The organism is Micromonospora sp. NPDC048830 (assembly GCF_043198215.1).
Classification (GTDB): domain Bacteria; phylum Actinomycetota; class Actinomycetes; order Mycobacteriales; family Micromonosporaceae; genus Micromonospora.
The window spans coordinates 1-15,238 of record NZ_JBICUP010000033.1 but is presented as its reverse complement, the minus strand read 5'-3'; the positions used below and the strand labels follow the sequence as shown (position 1 = coordinate 15,238).

General features: G+C 73.9%; 13 protein-coding genes and 1 pseudogene. 6 read left to right on the top strand and 8 right to left on the bottom strand.

Translation table 11 applies throughout. From position 1 onward, the window contains the following. Window positions 1–233: 233 nt before the first annotated feature. Window positions 234–1,544 (bottom strand): annotated as a pseudogene (locus tag ACGFIZ_RS24455) (M14 family metallopeptidase); the annotation flags it as partial. 208 nt (window positions 1,545–1,752) lie between these two features. Here ACGFIZ_RS24455 and ACGFIZ_RS24450 point away from each other — a divergent pair. Next, on the top strand, window positions 1,753–3,093 hold the full coding sequence (locus ACGFIZ_RS24450) for a C39 family peptidase (RefSeq protein WP_393422826.1): 1,341 nt from the start codon (window positions 1,753–1,755) through the stop codon (window positions 3,091–3,093). Between the two features lie 48 nt (window positions 3,094–3,141). Here the strand turns inward: ACGFIZ_RS24450 and ACGFIZ_RS24445 are convergent, their stop codons facing one another. The 3 genes from ACGFIZ_RS24445 to mqnE all read right to left on the bottom strand — a co-directional run bounded on the left by ACGFIZ_RS24445 (window position 3,142) and on the right by mqnE (window position 5,114). After that, on the bottom strand, window positions 3,142–3,423 hold the full coding sequence (locus ACGFIZ_RS24445; RefSeq protein ID WP_393422824.1) for a DUF4229 domain-containing protein: 282 nt from the start codon (window positions 3,421–3,423) through the stop codon (window positions 3,142–3,144). Window positions 3,424–3,495: 72 nt separating this feature from the next. After that, window positions 3,496–3,930, bottom strand: coding sequence for a hypothetical protein (locus ACGFIZ_RS24440; RefSeq protein ID WP_393422822.1), 435 nt, complete (start codon window positions 3,928–3,930; stop codon window positions 3,496–3,498). Window positions 3,931–3,944: 14 nt separating this feature from the next. Then, window positions 3,945–5,114: an aminofutalosine synthase MqnE gene (gene mqnE / locus ACGFIZ_RS24435; RefSeq protein ID WP_347666623.1), complete on the bottom strand. Its 1,170-nt coding sequence runs from the start codon at window positions 5,112–5,114 to the stop codon at window positions 3,945–3,947. A gap of 240 nt (window positions 5,115–5,354) precedes the next feature. On the opposite strand from mqnE, the gene ACGFIZ_RS24430 reads away from it, so the two are divergent. The 4 genes from ACGFIZ_RS24430 (at window position 5,355) to ACGFIZ_RS24415 (ending at window position 11,470) form a co-directional block, all read left to right on the top strand. After that, a complete protein-coding gene (locus ACGFIZ_RS24430) occupies window positions 5,355–6,866 on the top strand; it encodes an NlpC/P60 family protein (RefSeq protein WP_393422820.1) in 1,512 nt (503 codons plus the stop codon). A gap of 114 nt (window positions 6,867–6,980) precedes the next feature. Further along, the gene (locus ACGFIZ_RS24425) at window positions 6,981–8,720 is read left to right on the top strand and encodes a hypothetical protein (RefSeq protein WP_393422818.1); all 1,740 of its coding nucleotides are present in this window, start codon (window positions 6,981–6,983) and stop codon (window positions 8,718–8,720) included. A gap of 374 nt (window positions 8,721–9,094) precedes the next feature. Beyond that, entirely contained in the window at window positions 9,095–10,741 is a 1,647-nt protein-coding gene (locus ACGFIZ_RS24420; protein WP_393422924.1) for a DEAD/DEAH box helicase, read from the top strand. A gap of 108 nt (window positions 10,742–10,849) precedes the next feature. Continuing rightward, entirely contained in the window at window positions 10,850–11,470 is a 621-nt protein-coding gene (locus ACGFIZ_RS24415; RefSeq protein ID WP_393422922.1) for a putative glycolipid-binding domain-containing protein, read from the top strand. A gap of 102 nt (window positions 11,471–11,572) precedes the next feature. Here the strand turns inward: ACGFIZ_RS24415 and ACGFIZ_RS24410 are convergent, their stop codons facing one another. The 3 genes from ACGFIZ_RS24410 to ACGFIZ_RS24400 form a co-directional block, all read right to left on the bottom strand. Continuing rightward, window positions 11,573–12,664, bottom strand: coding sequence for a PLP-dependent cysteine synthase family protein (locus ACGFIZ_RS24410; RefSeq protein WP_393422816.1), 1,092 nt, complete (start codon window positions 12,662–12,664; stop codon window positions 11,573–11,575). A gap of 10 nt (window positions 12,665–12,674) precedes the next feature. Continuing rightward, window positions 12,675–13,169 carry an SDR family NAD(P)-dependent oxidoreductase gene (locus ACGFIZ_RS24405; protein WP_393422814.1) on the bottom strand — a complete coding sequence of 165 codons (495 nt, stop codon included), beginning with the start codon at window positions 13,167–13,169 and terminating at the stop codon, window positions 12,675–12,677. Between the two features lie 77 nt (window positions 13,170–13,246). Then, window positions 13,247–13,705: an Lrp/AsnC family transcriptional regulator gene (locus ACGFIZ_RS24400; RefSeq protein ID WP_347666617.1), complete on the bottom strand. Its 459-nt coding sequence runs from the start codon at window positions 13,703–13,705 to the stop codon at window positions 13,247–13,249. 268 nt (window positions 13,706–13,973) lie between these two features. Here ACGFIZ_RS24400 and ACGFIZ_RS24395 point away from each other — a divergent pair, with 268 nt between their 5' ends. Further along, on the top strand, window positions 13,974–14,246 hold the full coding sequence (locus ACGFIZ_RS24395) for a BldC family transcriptional regulator (protein ID WP_347666616.1): 273 nt from the start codon (window positions 13,974–13,976) through the stop codon (window positions 14,244–14,246). Window positions 14,247–14,383: 137 nt separating this feature from the next. On the opposite strand, the gene ACGFIZ_RS24390 is transcribed toward ACGFIZ_RS24395, so the two are convergent. Continuing rightward, window positions 14,384–15,013 (bottom strand): UbiX family flavin prenyltransferase, encoded by a 630-nt coding sequence (locus tag ACGFIZ_RS24390; RefSeq protein ID WP_347666615.1) that lies wholly within the window; start codon window positions 15,011–15,013, stop codon window positions 14,384–14,386. Between the last annotated feature and the right edge of the window lie 225 nt (window positions 15,014–15,238).

Genomic DNA, 15,238 nt, shown 5'->3' with positions numbered 1-15,238 from the left:
GCCGGCCGCTCGGCCGACGCCTGGGTCGGGGCCGGCCCTCGCGGGCCGACGCCCGCGCCCGCCCCGGGCAGGGCGGACGCCGCTGGGGCATCACAGTTGCGGGACAGCGCCGGGTTCGCACCGGCTTCGCTGCGGGCTGGTCGCTGCCACGGTAGCGCACCCCCCGGCCGCACCTCGCCGACGTGGGGCCCGTCCCGCGTCAGCGCGGGCCGGGCCCCACCGGCGTCCGGTCAGCAGTACTGGGTCTGCTTGTTGATGACCCGGTACGGGCAGTCGGCGTACTCGGAGAGCAGCAGCACCGCCTCCCGGTTACGGGCGGTCTCCCGCGAGATCACCTCGTCGGGCGGGTAGAAGCCGCCGCCGAAGGACGAGCTGGGGTACATCTCGAAGGTGTACGCCCAGACCTTGTGCACCCCCCACATCCAGTCGAGGCTGTCGCCGTCGGTGATGTAGAGGTCGCTGGACTGCTCGGGGGTGTAGCCGTTGGTGGCCGCCAACCGCTGGCCGAGCGTGGCGAAGGTGTTGTACTGGTCCAGCGTCATTCCGGTGGGCGTGTTCGCCGTGGTGTAGCCGAACGGCCAGAGCACCAGCTCCGAGTACGTGTGGAAGTCGATGTTGGCCTTGATCTGCTGCACCCCGCCGACGACCCGGCTGTTGACGAAGTTGCGCAGCGCCTGGGTCTCCGGCGCGGAGAAGGCGAACGGGCCGCGGTAGGTCTCCGACGACGTGGAGCCGGACGAGCCGCCGCAGCAGCCCCAGTTGTAGCCCCAGTTGCGGTTGAGGTCGGTGCCGACGTACGACGAGCCGCTGTTGGGCTGCCGGTTCTTCCGCCAGGACCGGTACGAGCCGGTGGCGATGTCGTACTCGCTGCCGTCCGGGTTGACCGTGGGGACGATCCAGATCTCCCGGGTGTTGACGATGTTGGTGATCCGGGTGTCGGTGCCGTAGTTGTCGGTGAAGAGGTTGAGCAGGTAGATCGCCATCTCGACGGTCAGGTGCTCGCGGGCGTGCTGCTGGGAGTTGAACAGGATCTCCGGCTCGTTCTCGTCGGTGCCGACGTTGTCGGAGATCTTCACGGCCATCAGGTCGCGGCCCTCGTACGACCGGCCGATGCTGGACTTGCGGGCGATGGCCGGGTGGTCGGTGACCACCTTGTTCACCGCGGCGGTCAGCTCGGCGTAGTCGTGGTAGTTGGAGTCGGCGGACGGGAAGCCGTACGTGCCGACGTCGCCGGGGGCCGGCAGGGCCTCCTTCTCCAGCTTGAAGCCGAGCCGGGTGATCGCCGCCGCCTCGGCGCCGGTGGCCGTGACATGCAGCTTGCCGTGCTCGACGTAGTCGATGGCGGCACCGGTGCGGGCGACCGCGTTGCGGTCGGCCAGGGTACGCGGGCCGAGCACCCGGTACGGGGCGGAAGCCGAGTCGGTGGCGGGCTCGGGGGCGGGCCGCGCGGAGACCGGCCCGGTGGCCACAGTGACGAGACCCAGGCCGGCGGCGGCGGCGAGCACCAGCGCGCGACGCAGGCGGACGGGGGCGGGGAAGCCCATGGACAACCTCCTCTGGGCACGGGGAGATCCCGTTTCGTGATGAACACTTCACCACCCGTCACATGGTCATATCAACATCTTTCATTGTGCAATCCATCCCGACCCGATCCTCCCGCCGGCAATCATTTTCCGTCCGGAAGCATCTGGCGAAACTTCCCGCCGAGCGGGATAGTGACCAGCAATGATGCCGTTTCCCCGGGGAGCTGCCATGGCCATGAGATCTCTGCGCGCGGTCGCCCTCGCCGGCGTCGCCGCGCTCACCCTCGCCGGCACGTCCGTGCCGGCCCACGCCGACAACAACCTGCCGGTCGTGGCGCACGACGAACAGATCACCTTCCAGGAGTGGTCCGCGTACCCCGACTGGCACTCCGGGGAGCACCTCGGCACCCAGGCCCTCCCCGGTCACCGCACGGGGATCACCATCGACCGGCCCGCCGGCACCACCGAGTTCACCGACGAGCACAGCGGCGCCACCGGGACCTGGGAGTACGCCACCTGGACCTCGCCCGAGACGCAGGTCGGCTTCGACGCGACGGAGCTGGTCGCGTCCTGGAACGCCGACACCCCGGCCGGCACCTGGCTCCAGGTCGAGCTCCAGGGCACCTACAACACGGGCAACCAGACCCCGTGGTACGTGATGGGTCGCTGGGCCTCCGGCGACCAGGACATCAAGCGGGCCACCCTGGACGGCCAGGGCGACCCCTGGTCGACCATCTGGACGGACACGTTCTCCATCGACGACGCCGACGCCGGGGTGCTGCTGCGGTCGTACCAGCTGCGGCTCAGCCTGTACCGCAAGCCCGGTCAGGCCGCGTCGCCCCGGGTCTGGATGCTCGGCGCGATGAGCTCGAACGTGCCCGACCGGTTCACCGTCACGCCGAGCCAGGGCGGGATCGCGTGGGGCACCGAGCTGCCCGTGCCGCCGCGCTCCCAGATGATCCACCGCGGCAAGTACCCGGAGTGGGGCGGCGGCGGCCAGGTCTGGTGCAGCCCGACGTCGACCACGATGGTGCTGGAGTACTACGGCAAGCTGCCGTCCGCCGGCGAGATGTCCTGGATCACCCCCGGCTACACCGATCCGCAGGTCGCCCACGCCGCCCGGATGACCTGGGACAGCGAGTACGAGGGCGCCGGCAACTGGCCCTTCAACACCGCGTACGCGGCGACCTTCCCCGGCATCGACGCCCGGGTCACCCGCCTGCACTCGCTGGACGAGGTCGAGCGCTTCATCAAGGCCGGCATCCCGGTGATCACCTCGCAGTCGTTCCTCGCCGAGGAGCTCGACGGGTCGAACTACGGCACCTCCGGCCACCTCTTCGTGATCGTCGGCTTCACCGCCGACGGTGACGTGATCGTCAACGACCCGGCGTCCTCCTCGAACGCCGAGGTCCGCAACGTCTACAAGCGCGAACAGTTCGAGCAGATCTGGCTGCGCACCAAGCGCTACCGGGCCAACGGCACCGTCGCCGGCGGGTCGGGTGGCATCGCGTACCTGATCAAGCCGGACAACCGGCCGTGGCCGCAGATCCCCGGCTCCACCAACTGGTAGTCGCCCCGAAGGTCGATCGTGGCGCCGCCGCCCGCGGCGGCGCCACGGTCACCGCTCGTCGTCGGCCGGCCGCTGGCCCGGCTGTTCGTCCTCGCCGGCCAGCGCGGAGCGCAGCCGCTCCTTCTCGGCACGGCGCCGCTCGGCCGCCCCGGCCATCTCCTCGGCCATCTCGTCCCGCCAGCCGCGGAGCAGGAAGAACGAGAGGGCGGCGGAGAACACCAGCGCCAGCATCAGCTTCAGGAAGATGTCCAGCTCGACCGGCCAGAGCGCCGCGATGATCACCGCGAACAGCCCGATCCGACCCAGCGTGTACTTGACCGCCGCGCTCACGTTCCCTCTCCGTTCCCCGCCGGGACCGCCCGGGCGGATGGTTCAGCCGGCGGGCGTGCCTGGCCCCGTCGTTCAGCCCGTCCGGCCGGCCAGCCAGTGCACGCCATGAAACCAGACCGCCGCGTACACCAGGGTGAACGCCGCGGCCGCGAGCCCGCCGGAGAGCAGCGACGGCAGCCCGGCGACCAGGTCGGCCACCAGCAGCCCGCCGACCACGGCGAGCACGGCGGCCGCCACCGCGGCCACGACCCGGGCGGCGCCGAACTCCCAGGCCCGGAAGTCCTCCCAGAACAGCCACGCGGGCAGGATGATCGCCAGCCAGCCGTTGGCCCGGCCGAACTCGCCCGCCCCGACCGTGGCGAAGCCCCAGTCGAGCACCAGCAGGGCGAGCAGCCCGATGACCAGGCCGGCGAGGCTCACCCCGAGCAGGTCGCCGAACGCGACGACCCGCCCATCGGCGTCCCGCCGGGGAAACCCGCTCTGGCTGCGCTGATCCGTCCCGCTCATGTCGTCGGGCCGGCTCAGGCCCAGACCTGCTGCGGCTCGGCGCGCCGCTCCGCCGGCGACGGGGCGGCGTCGTACTCCCGGACGACCTCGTAGCGGGTGTTGCGCTCCACCGGCCGGAAGCCGGCGTCCCAGATCAGGTGCAGCAGGTCGTCCCGGTGCATGGTGTTCGGGGTGCCGTACGAGTCGGCGTCGTGGGTGATCTTGTATTCCACGACGGAACCGTCCAGGTCGTCCACGCCGAAGTTCAGCGAGAGCTGGGCCACCGACAGGCCGTGCATCACCCAGAAGCACTTCACGTGCGGGACGTTGTCGAACAGCAGCCGGGAGACCGCGAACGTCTTCAGCGACTCGGCCGGCGAGGCCATCGTCGTCCGGGCCTGGATCCGGTTGCGGATCTTGCCGTCCGCCGAGTCCACGAAGTCGTGCTGGTAGCGCAGCGGGATGAAGACCACGAACCCGCCGGTCTCGTCCTGCAGCTCGCGCAGCCGCAGCACGTGGTCGACCCGGTGCCGGGGCTCCTCGATGTGGCCGTAGAGCATGGTCGACGGGGTCTTCATGCCCTTGGCGTGGGCCAGCCGGTGGATGCGCGACCAGTCCTCCCAGTGGCAGGCGTGGTCGACGATGTGCTGGCGGACCTCCCAGTCGAAGATCTCCGCGCCGCCGCCGGTGAGCGACTCGAGCCCTGCGTCCATCAACTCGTCGAGGATCGCGTCGGCGGGCAGGCCGCTGATCTTCTCGAACCACTGCACCTCGGTCGCGGTGAACGCCTTGAGCTTGACGTTCGGCAGCGCCGCCTTCAGCTCGCGCAGCACCTTCGGGTAGTAGCGCCAGGGCAGGGTCGGGTGCAGGCCGTTGACGATGTGCAGCTCCGTGAGCTGCTCGTCCTCCATCTCCTTCGCCTTGCGGACGGCCTCGTCGATACGCATCGTGTAGGCGTCCTTCTCGCCCGGCTTCCGCTGGAAGGAGCAGTACGCGCACGACGCCGAGCAGACGTTCGTCAGGTTCAGGTGCCGGTTGACGTTGAACATCACCCGGTCGCCGTTCAGCTCGGTGCGCCGGTGGTGGGCCAGCCGGCCCAACCAGGTCAGGTCGTCGCTGGAGTAGAGGGCGATCCCGTCCTCGCGCGTCAGCCGCTCCCCCGCGTACACCTTCGCCTCGAGTTCGCGCTTGAGTCCGGCGTCCATCGAAAGCCACGTCCCTTCCACCTGTGGTCCGGGTCGAGCGTACGTCGGATCGCCGACAGGCCCACCGACCGGTCGGCCGCAGCGACGTACTTCACCGGTACTCTCAGCCGGTCGTTACCCTCCGCGCATCGACATCGTTGCCTTGGTGCGGTAAGACAGGTGGGGCGGCCCGCATCTCGTCGGCGCCGCGACGCGCCGCGCGGCAGTGGCGCGGCTGGACCACGCCGGACGGGGAGCGGAATGGCGCAGAGCGGGCAGGGACGACGACGGCAACGACGGTGGCGGCCGCTGATCTCCCCGGTGCTGCGGCCGGCGCTCTGGTCCGCCCTGCTCAGCGCGGTCGCCGCCGCGGCGATCGCCGCCCCCGCGTACGCCGAACCGCCGCTGCCCAACGTCGTGCCCGACACCGGGTCCCGCCCGGTGGCCGTCGGCGGCGTGCAGCTGCCCGGCGCGAACGGTCCGGGCGGGCTGACCGGCACCCCCGGCCCCGGAGCCCCCGTGTCGCCGCTGGGCAACGGCCCGCTCGCCATGGCCATCGCGAGCGCCGAGGCCCAGGTCGGGCTCCTCGGCGACCAGTTGCTCGGGCTGCGCCAGCAACGCACCGAGGCGGAGGCCCAGCTCGCCACCGCCGACCGTGACCTGAAGACCGCCCGCGACAACCTGGCCCGGGCGCAGGAGGGCGCCGACGCCGCCGCGGCCGCCGCGCTGAAGGCCGCCGCTGCCCTGCCGCCCGGCGAGTTCGCCCGGGACCTGCACAGCCTCAGCATGCTCCAGCAGCTCAGCCGGGGCGAGCAGGCCGACGGGGCCACCACCGCCGCCGCCGGCGAGCTGAGCCGGGCCCGCGCCGCCGAGCAGATCGCGAACCAGGCGTGGACGGCCGCCGACACCCGGGTACGCACCGTCCGGGAGCAGTACGCCGCCGTGGAGAAGTCGCTCCACGAGCAGGAGGCGAAGCTGGTCAAGCTGCGCCGGGACAACGCCGAGCAGCTGATCGAGCTGGAGCGCCAGCAGGAGGCGGCGGAGCAGCGGCTCGGCGAGTCGTACGTCCAGGGCCAGAGCGCCAACGGCCTCGTCGCGCACCCCACCGCCCTGGCCGCGGTCCGCTACGCCCTGGCCCAGCTCGGCGACTGGTACGAGTGGGCCGCCGAGGGGCCGGACACCTTCGACTGCTCCGGTCTGGTGTACGCGGCGTACCGGTCGGCGGGCTACTACGGGCTGCCCCGGGTCTCCCGCGACCAGTACTACGCCACCCGCGCCCGCACCGTTAGCCGGGACGCCATGCTCCCCGGCGACCTGATCTTCTTCGCCTCGGGCAGCAGCTGGACGACCATCTACCACATGGGGATGTACATCGGCGGCGGCAAGATGGTGCAGGCGCCCACGACCGGCCAGCGGGTGAAGATCTCCCAGGTCGCCTGGTCCCGGATGTACGCCGCCACCCGGGTCGTCGGGGCGGTGCCCGCCCCGGCCACGCCGACCCCCTCGCCGACGACGACGAAGCCGCCGCAGCCGAGCCCGAGCGCCAGCGTTCCCGCGAAGCCGAGTCTGCCCACGAGGCCGGTCCCACGGCCGACGACCGCGACGCCCGCGCCCACCGGGTCGCCGACCACCGCACCGTCCACCTCGGCGCCGAGCCCGTCGTCGTCCAGCGAACCGCCGGCGGAGTCGGAGTCGCAGTCGCCGACGCCGGCCGGGACGTCCGGCACCCCCGTGCCGAGCCCGTCGCCGAACCCCTCGACGAGCCCCAGCTGACCGCAACCGTCCACTCCGGCTGTGCGGCCGGGCGGGGATGTGGCACCGTGACACGGAGACACCTCTGGCCCGACGCCGTGGCCGGAGGGGCGAGCGTGGGCACGGAGGGCGACCATGGGCAAGCAAGACGTTCCGCTGCGGACAGCAGACTCCGGCCCCGCCGACCGTACGACCGGCCCGGCCGATGCCCTGCTCGCCGGCGGTTCGGCTGACCGTCCGCTGACCGCCGGGGCGCCCCAGAACGGCCGGGCCGAGCCGGCCGGGAGCGCCTCCGTGCCGGCCACCGCCGCCCGGGCCCGAGCCAGCGTCGCCACCGTCACCGCACGACCGGAAGGGGTGGCGCTGCCGGCCATCGGCGGAGGTGGCACCACGTACCGTGCCGGCGCGCCGGACTCTGCCCAGCCGCCAGCTCCGGACGCGGTCCCGGCGTCCACACCGGCTGGATCCGCCGACGCGGCCAGGTCAGCGGCACCCGGTGGCGCGGCCGCCCCAGCCGTCCCGAGCCAGCGAGCCGGCGCGGCCAGCGCGGCCCGGGCCAGCGCCTCCGTACCGGGCCTGCGCGTCTCCACCCCCGAGGCGGACGGGGCCGCCGGGCGGGTGGCCGGCGGCGCCAAGGTGTACCGGTCGACCCCGGTGAACCCCGAGCCCCCGGAGCCGGCCCGGCCCCCGGAGCCCGCCGAGCCGCCCACGCCGCCCACCCCGGAACCGGAGCCCGCCCCGGCGCCGCATCCGCCGTCGCCCGTGCCCGGCCCCGTACCGCCCACGCCACCCGTGCCCGGCCCCGTACCGCCCACGCCACCCGTGCCGGGGCCCGTCCCGCCGTCGCCGCAGCCGCCAGTCCCCGAGCCGACGCCGCCGTTGCCCGGGCCGCACCCGCCGGGCCCCCGGCCGCTGCCGCCGCCCGGCCCCGGTCCCGTGCCACCCAGCCCACCGCCGGTGCCTGGTCCGCCCAGCCCGCCGCCCGCGCCGCCGGTACCGCCGGCACCACCGCCGCCCGCACCGAGGCCGGCCCCGCCGTTCCCGCCGCCGCCGATGACCGCGTCGGCGCAGGCACCGACCTCACCGGCGCCGGTCGTTCCGGCGCCCGCGCTGCCCACCTGGCCGCCGCCCAGCAGCCCGGCCACCCGGCACGACCCCACCCCGGGCGCGGCCCCGGCCCCCTCCGGGCGGCCCACGACGTACGGCGCGTCCCCCACCGTCGCCTGGTCGACCAGCAGCACACCCACCGCGCACGACCCCACCCCCGGCACGACCCCGGCCACCCCCGGCTCCACGACGTACGGCGCGTCCCCCACCGTCGCCTGGTCGACCAGCAGCACGCCCACCACGCACGACCCCACCCCCGGCACGACCCCGGCCACCCCCGGCTCCACGACGTACGGCGCATCCCCCACCGTCGCCTGGTCGACCAGCAGCACGCCCACCACGCACGACCCCACCCCCGGCACGACCCCGGCCACCCCCGGGCCCACGACGTACGGCGCGTCCCCCACCGTCGCCTGGTCGACGCCGCCGAGCGGCGGAGCCTCGCCGGTCCACGCCCCGGCCCGGGGTTCCGGCGGCCGGCCGGACCCGGCGTCGGTGGACCTGGCCAACGCCGCGTACGACACGGACGGGCCCGGGTTCGCCACGGTCGCCCTTCCGACCGGCGGCGCGGCGGAGACTTCCGGCTCGCTGACCGGGCACATCCTGGCGCAGGGCTGGGCGGACTCGCCCACGCCCCCGTCCAGCACCCGGAGGGTGGTGGTCGTCCTGGTGGCGTCGCTGATCCTGCTGGTCGCGATCGGGCTGCTCGTCGTGCTCGTCGCCGGGGACGCGATGCACGGCATGATGGGCGGACTCATCGACGGCTGACGCCGGCCCGACGCGGAGGTGAGCCCGCCCACTACCGTCCGACGGTCAGGTGGCGGGTTCGCCGCGCCGCCGTACACTTGTCGTGATCACTGACCCGGCGCGTGTGTTGCGCGCCCATGGGCGGTCTTGCGGGCGATTCGGCGGCGTTCAGCTGCGGCAGGCCATCGCGAAGATGCGCCCCGCTCGAAAGGCATTTCTTGACCACCTTTGCTGATCCCAGCACGTTCCCGTCCGTTTTCGACGCCCCGACCGGGGAGAGCGCCGACGCCGTCCCCGCCGAGGCCGTGGATGCCCCGACCGGCGGAAGCGCCGACACCGCCCCCGACGGGGCCGTGGACGCCCCGACCGGGGCGGCCCGGGTCGACGAGGCCGACGTGACGACCGAAGCCGAAGCCGACGTCGACTTCGCCGGGCTCGGGCTGCCCAGGCCGCTGGTCCGGGCGCTCGACCGGCAGGGCATCACCACCCCGTTCCCGATCCAACGGGCCACCGTCCCGGACGCCCTGGCCGGGCGGGACGTCCTCGGCCGGGGGCAGACCGGCTCCGGTAAGACCCTCGCCTTCGGCCTGCCGGTGATCGTCCGGGTCGCCGACGGCGGGCGGGCCCGCCCGCTGCGCCCGAAGGCCCTGGTGCTGGTGCCCACCCGGGAGCTGGCCATGCAGGTCAACGACGCGCTCATGCCGCTCGGCAAGGCGGTCGGCGTGTTCCTCAAGACCGCCGTCGGCGGCGTGCCGTACGACCGGCAGATCGACGCGCTCAACCGGGGCGTGGAGATCGTCGTGGCGACGCCGGGACGACTGGCCGACCTCATCGCCCGGGGCGTCTGCCACCTGGACGACGTCGAGGTGACCGTACTCGACGAGGCCGACCAGATGGCCGACATGGGCTTCCTCCCGGAGGTCACCGAACTGCTGGCGAAGACCCCCGCCGACGCCCAGCGGCTGCTGTTCTCGGCCACGCTGGACGGTGACGTCGACTCGCTGGTCAAGCGGTTCATGACCGACCCGGTCACCCACTCGACCGCACCGCCGACCGCCGCGGTGTCCACCATGGACCACCACCTGCTGCTGATCCCGCCGCACGACAAGTTCGCCGTGGCGGCGTCCATCGCGGCCCGGGCCGGCCGGACCATGATCTTCGCCCGTACCCAGCTCGGGGTGGACCGGCTGGTCCAGCAGCTCGCCGCGGTCGGCGTACGGGCCGGCGGGCTGCACGGCGGCAAGACCCAGCGGATGCGTACCCGCACCCTCGCCGAGTTCCGTGAGGGCCGGATGAGCGTGCTGGTCGCCACCGACGTGGCGGCCCGGGGCATCCACGTCGACGGGGTCTCCCTGGTGCTGCACGTGGACCCGCCGAAGGACCCGAAGGACTACCTGCACCGCGCGGGGCGTACCGCCCGAGCCGGCGAGTCCGGCGCGGTGGCCACGCTGGTGCTGCCCAAGCAGCGGCGGACCACCCTCGCCATGCTGGAGAAGGCCGGCGTCGAGCCGGCGCAGACCCGGGTCCGGGCCGGCGACCCGGCGCTGGCCGAGCTGACCGGCGCCCGCGAGCCCAGCGGCGTCCCCGTGCGCGACGAGCCCCCGGCCCCGCGCCGGCACGGCGACCGCCCGTCCGGCCCGCGCCGCTTCGCCGAGCGGGACGGGCGGGGCGAACGACGGTACGCCGACCGGCCGGCGGGCGACCGCCGTTCCGGTGATCGCGACGAGCGCCGCTTCGCCGACCGCGAGCGGCACTACGGGAACCGCGACGAGCGGGGCGAACGGCGCTACGGGGACCGCCCGCACGGCGAGCGCCGCTACGGCGACCGCGACGAGCGGGGCTACGGCGATCGCGACGAGCGGGGCGAGCGCCGCTACGGGGACCGCCCGCACGGCGAGCGGCGTTTCCCCGAGCGGGGCGGCGACCCGCGTACCACGGGGGACCGGCGGGGCGGCTTCCGCCCGGAGGGGCGCGGCCGGGACGACCGGCCGCGCGAGGACCGGCGCGGGTTCGGCGGGCGGCCGCCGGCGCGTACCCACTGATCCCGCACGACACCCGGAACGCCGCCGCGGAGCCCGCGCTCCGCGGCGGCGTTCCCGCATGTGCTGCCGGTGACGGGCCGGCGGCGTAACGTCCGGTTCATGGCGACCATGCCGAAGTCGATCTTCTGGACCCGGACGGACACCGCCGGCACGGAGCACGCGGTGCTCGACGAGGGCGGTGGGCTGCGGGCGCGGGGCGTCGCGCTCGCCGTCGATCCGGTCTCCTACACCTGCCGCTACCAGCTGACGACCGGCCCGGACTGGGTCACCACCCGGCTGGAGGTGGAGGCGGAGGGCGCGGGCTGGCAGCGTGGCGTACGGCTGGAGGCGGGCGACGGGCGGTGGCGGGTGACCGCGTCGGAGCAGGGCAACCTGGACGCGGCGCTGCGGGCGGCCGGGCGCCCCCCGGCCGGGCTGCCCGGCACCGACGACCCGGGCCGACTGGTCGACGCCGTCGACGTCGACCTCGGCGGTTCGCCGCTGTTCAACATCCTGCCGGTACGCCGGCTCGGGCTCGTCCCTGCGGCGCCGGAGACGGCCCGCCGGGTCACCGTGGCGTGGGTGCTGGTGCCCAGCCTGGCGGTGGTCGCCGCCGAGCAGGTCTACACCGCCCTCGGCCCGGGGCGGATCCGCTTCGCCAGCGACACGTTCACCGCCGACCTGGACGTCGACCCGGACGGCTGGGTGATCCGCTACCCCGGTCTCGCCGAGCGCGTCGATCCGCGCTGACGCTCCCGCCCCCGTTCCCCGCCCTGCCGCCGGGCCGCGCCCGGGCGCCCGGTGAGAGGGGCGCCCTCTTCTACCGCAGGCGTTAGGAAGGGGCCCTTCCTTTCACTCCGGCCAGGCGCCGGTGGCGAGGAAGCGGTCGATCGTGGCCAGGTGCGGGGCGAGGTCGAGGCCCTGCTCGGCCACCCAGTGGTCGTCGTAGTACGTGTTGGCGTAGCGGTCGCCGGGGTCGCAGATCAGGGTGACGATCGAGCCGGTACGGCGCTGCGCGAGCATCCCGGCGATGAGGCCGAACGCCCCCCAGAGGTTGGTGCCGGTGGAGCCGCCGACCTGCCGACCCAGCAGGGCGGAGCCGGCCCGCATGGCGGCCAGCGACGCGGCGTCCGGCACCTGGACCATCCGGTCCACCACGGCGGGCAGGAAGGACGGCTCCACGCCCGGCCGGCCGATCCCCTCGATCCGGGAGCCCCGGCCGGTGCGCACCGACCAGTCGCCCGCCTGCCAGGCGGGGTAGAACGCCGAGTTCTCCGGGTCGACCACGCAGAGCTTGGTCGGCAGCCGGCGGTACCGGGTGTACCGGCCGATGGTGGCGCTGGTGCCGCCGGTGCCCGCGCCCACCACGATCCAGGCGGGCACGGGGTGCCGCTCCAGCGCGAGCTGCGTGTAGATCGACTCGGCGATGTTGTTGTTGCCCCGCCAGTCGGTGGCCCGCTCGGCGTACGTGAACTGGTCCATGAAGCGGCCGCCCGTGTCCTCGGCCAGCCAGCGGGCCTCGACCACCACCTTGGCCGGGTCGTCGACCAGGTGGCAGCGCCCGCCCTGGAACTCGATCTGGGCGATCTTCTCGGGCGACGTGGACGCGGGCATCACCGCGATGAACGGCAGCCCGAGCATCCGGGCGAAGTACGCCTCGGAGACCGCCGTCGAGCCCGAGGACGCCTCGACGATCGTCGTCTCCGGGCCGATCCAGCCGTTGCACAGCCCGTACAGGAACAGCGAGCGGGCCAGGCGGTGCTTGAGCGACCCGGTGGGGTGCACCGACTCGTCCTTGAGGTAGAGGTCGATCCCCCACTCCCGGGGCAGCGGGAACGGCAGCAGGTGGGTGTCGGCGGACCGGTTGGCGTCGGCGTCGACGGCGGCGATCGCCTCGGTCACCCACGTGCGGCGGGCCTCGTCGCACCGGTCGAGAGAAGTCACGCCGGCAACGTTACAAGCGAGGAGGACTCGCGTCCGGTCGGCCCCGGCGGGCCTGCCGGCGCTGGCCGGCCCGCCCGACGGCCCGCACCACCGGGGTGAGGGCGAGGGCGAGGCGGGGGAAGGCGTCGAGGAGCCGTACCTGGGCACCGCGCCAGCGCGGCAGGCTGACCACCGGGCGCGGGCGGCGGGCCAGCCGCGCCGCCCGTGCGGCCACCCGCTCCGGCGTGAGCAGCGACCCGGTGAAGGAGGCCGCGGCCCCGGCATCGTCGAGCTTGTCGTGCAGCATCGGCGTCCAGACCCCGTCCGGGCACAGGCACGAGACGTGTACGTCGCGCACGCCGGCCGTCCGCAGGTCGGCGAGGGTGCCGAGGCTGAACGCGAGCAGCGCGTGCTTGCTCGCCGCGTAGACCGTCTCGCCGGGCGGCGCGATCAGCCCGGCGAGGGAGACCACGTTGAGAGATCGCCCCGCCGAGCCCGCCGGCAGCCCCGGTGACCACGGCCGCACCCCGCGGTGGGTTCGTCATCGCCGCACCGTATCCCTGGGAGACGGGACGAAGCCACCAGCCGCGGGGACGGGCCCGGTCAGGCGGACGGCGGCTCGATCGGCTGGGGGCGGTTCTCCCACTTCGTCGACAGGGCGATCCCCGTCCGGGTGGAGGCCACCCCCGGCGTCCGGTTCAGCCTGACGATCAACTGCTCCAGCTCGGCGATGGTGCCCACCCGGGCCTTGAGCAGGAACGACTCGACCCCGGCCATGAAGTAGCAGGACTCGATCTCCGGCATCCGCCGGAACGCCTCCAGCACGTCGTCGGTGTCCCCGCCGGAATCCTCGACGATGCCGATCAGCGCCGTCACGCCCAGGCCGATCGCCTCGGGCTCCACCTCCGCCCGGTACGCCCGGATCACCCCGCTGGACTCCAGCTTGCCGACCCGCTCGTGCACCGCCGGGGCCGACAGGCCGACCTGGCGGGCCAGCTCGGCGTACGAGAGTCGGGCGTTGCCACGCAGCAGCTCCACGAGGCTCAGGTCGATCGCGTCCACGTCCTGTGACCCTAGTCGTTCGCGCGTAACGTTCGGCATTCGGTTCACGTTGCACATGACAGCGGGTGAGAGTCCCCGGACGAGGTGTACAGAGGGAGCAGCGCCGGTACCATTGACTAACTTCCCACTCAGTGCGTTTTTCGCGTTTGGCGGACAGGCCAGGTCGCTGGTGCTGTAATTGCCATACGTCCCTCATGACGGCTCTGGGCTCGCACCGGCCGGGGGCAGTGTGTTCAGCCGGGGGCTTCGTCGACGCGAGGAGGGGGCTGTGGACACTGGAGATCGCCTGCTGACACCGGGTGAGGTAGCCGCGCTGTTTCGGGTTGACCCGAAGACCGTGACCAGATGGGCGGCGGCCGGCCGGATAGGCAGCATCCGCACTCCAGGCGGGCACCGGCGGTTCCGGGAATCCGAGGTGCGGGCATTGCTCGAGGGGGAGGGCATGCTGGAGGAGACGGACGACATGGGCAGGTCCCGCAACGCCGGTCCGGCCACCTCCCCGGGGCCCGGCGGCGGCCCGGCCAACGCCGGAATGTACTGACCAGCCGGCCCGCGCGCGGCGGTTCACCAGCCGGCCCACGCGCGGCGGTTCACCAGCCGGCCCACGCGCGGCGGCTCGGGCGCGGCCCGCGCCCGACTCAGACGGCTCAGGCGCGGCCCGCGCCCAACTCAGACGGCTCAGGCGCGGCCCGCGCCCAACTCGCCGGCCCAACGCCGGAACAGGGTGTGCGGCACGCCCAGCGCGTCGAGCACCTTGCCGGCCACGAAATCGACGAGTTGCTGGGCCGAGGCGGAGGCCCCGGCGCCGTAGAAGCCGGGGCTCGCGGGCAGCACCACCGCCCCGGCGTCGAGCAGCGCGATCAGGTGCTCCAGGTGGCTGCGGGTCACCGGCGTCTCGCGGGGCACCACCACCACCGGCCGGCGCTCCTTGAGGTTGACCTCGGCCGCGCGCTGCAGCAGATCCTTCGAGAGCCCGATGGCGATGCCGGCGCAGGCCGCCGTGCTGGCCGGGACGACCGCCATCCCGCGTACCCGGTAGGAGCCGCTGCTGGGGCCGGCGGCGAGGTCGCCCGCGGGCCAGTGCCGCACGTCGTCGCCGGTCAGGTCGCGCCCGAGCCAGGCCGCCAGGTCGTCCGCCCAGTGGCCGTCGCGGAAACCCCGCCCGGTCTCGTCGAGGACGGTCAACCGGGCGGCCCGGGAGACGATCAGGTCCACCGGCTCGCCGGCGTCGAGCAGCCCGCGGATGACGGCCGCCGCGTACGGCGTACCCGACGCCCCGGAGACCCCCACCACCCATGGTTCGCGCATACGGTCCAGCCTGCCTGGTCGAACGAGGCCGCCGGTGGGCGCCCCCGGCGGCCGGGCCGTCCGGGTTCCCCGCGCCCGGACCGACCTGCCATGCTGCCGGGGCAATCCCGCCACACGGGGAGGAATCGGTATTAACGATCCCCACGGATAAATCCGGGGGATTTTCCTCCGGGGCCAGGCCCTGGATTCCCAGCTCGGACCGCACCTGATCCACCGTCCCGGAAG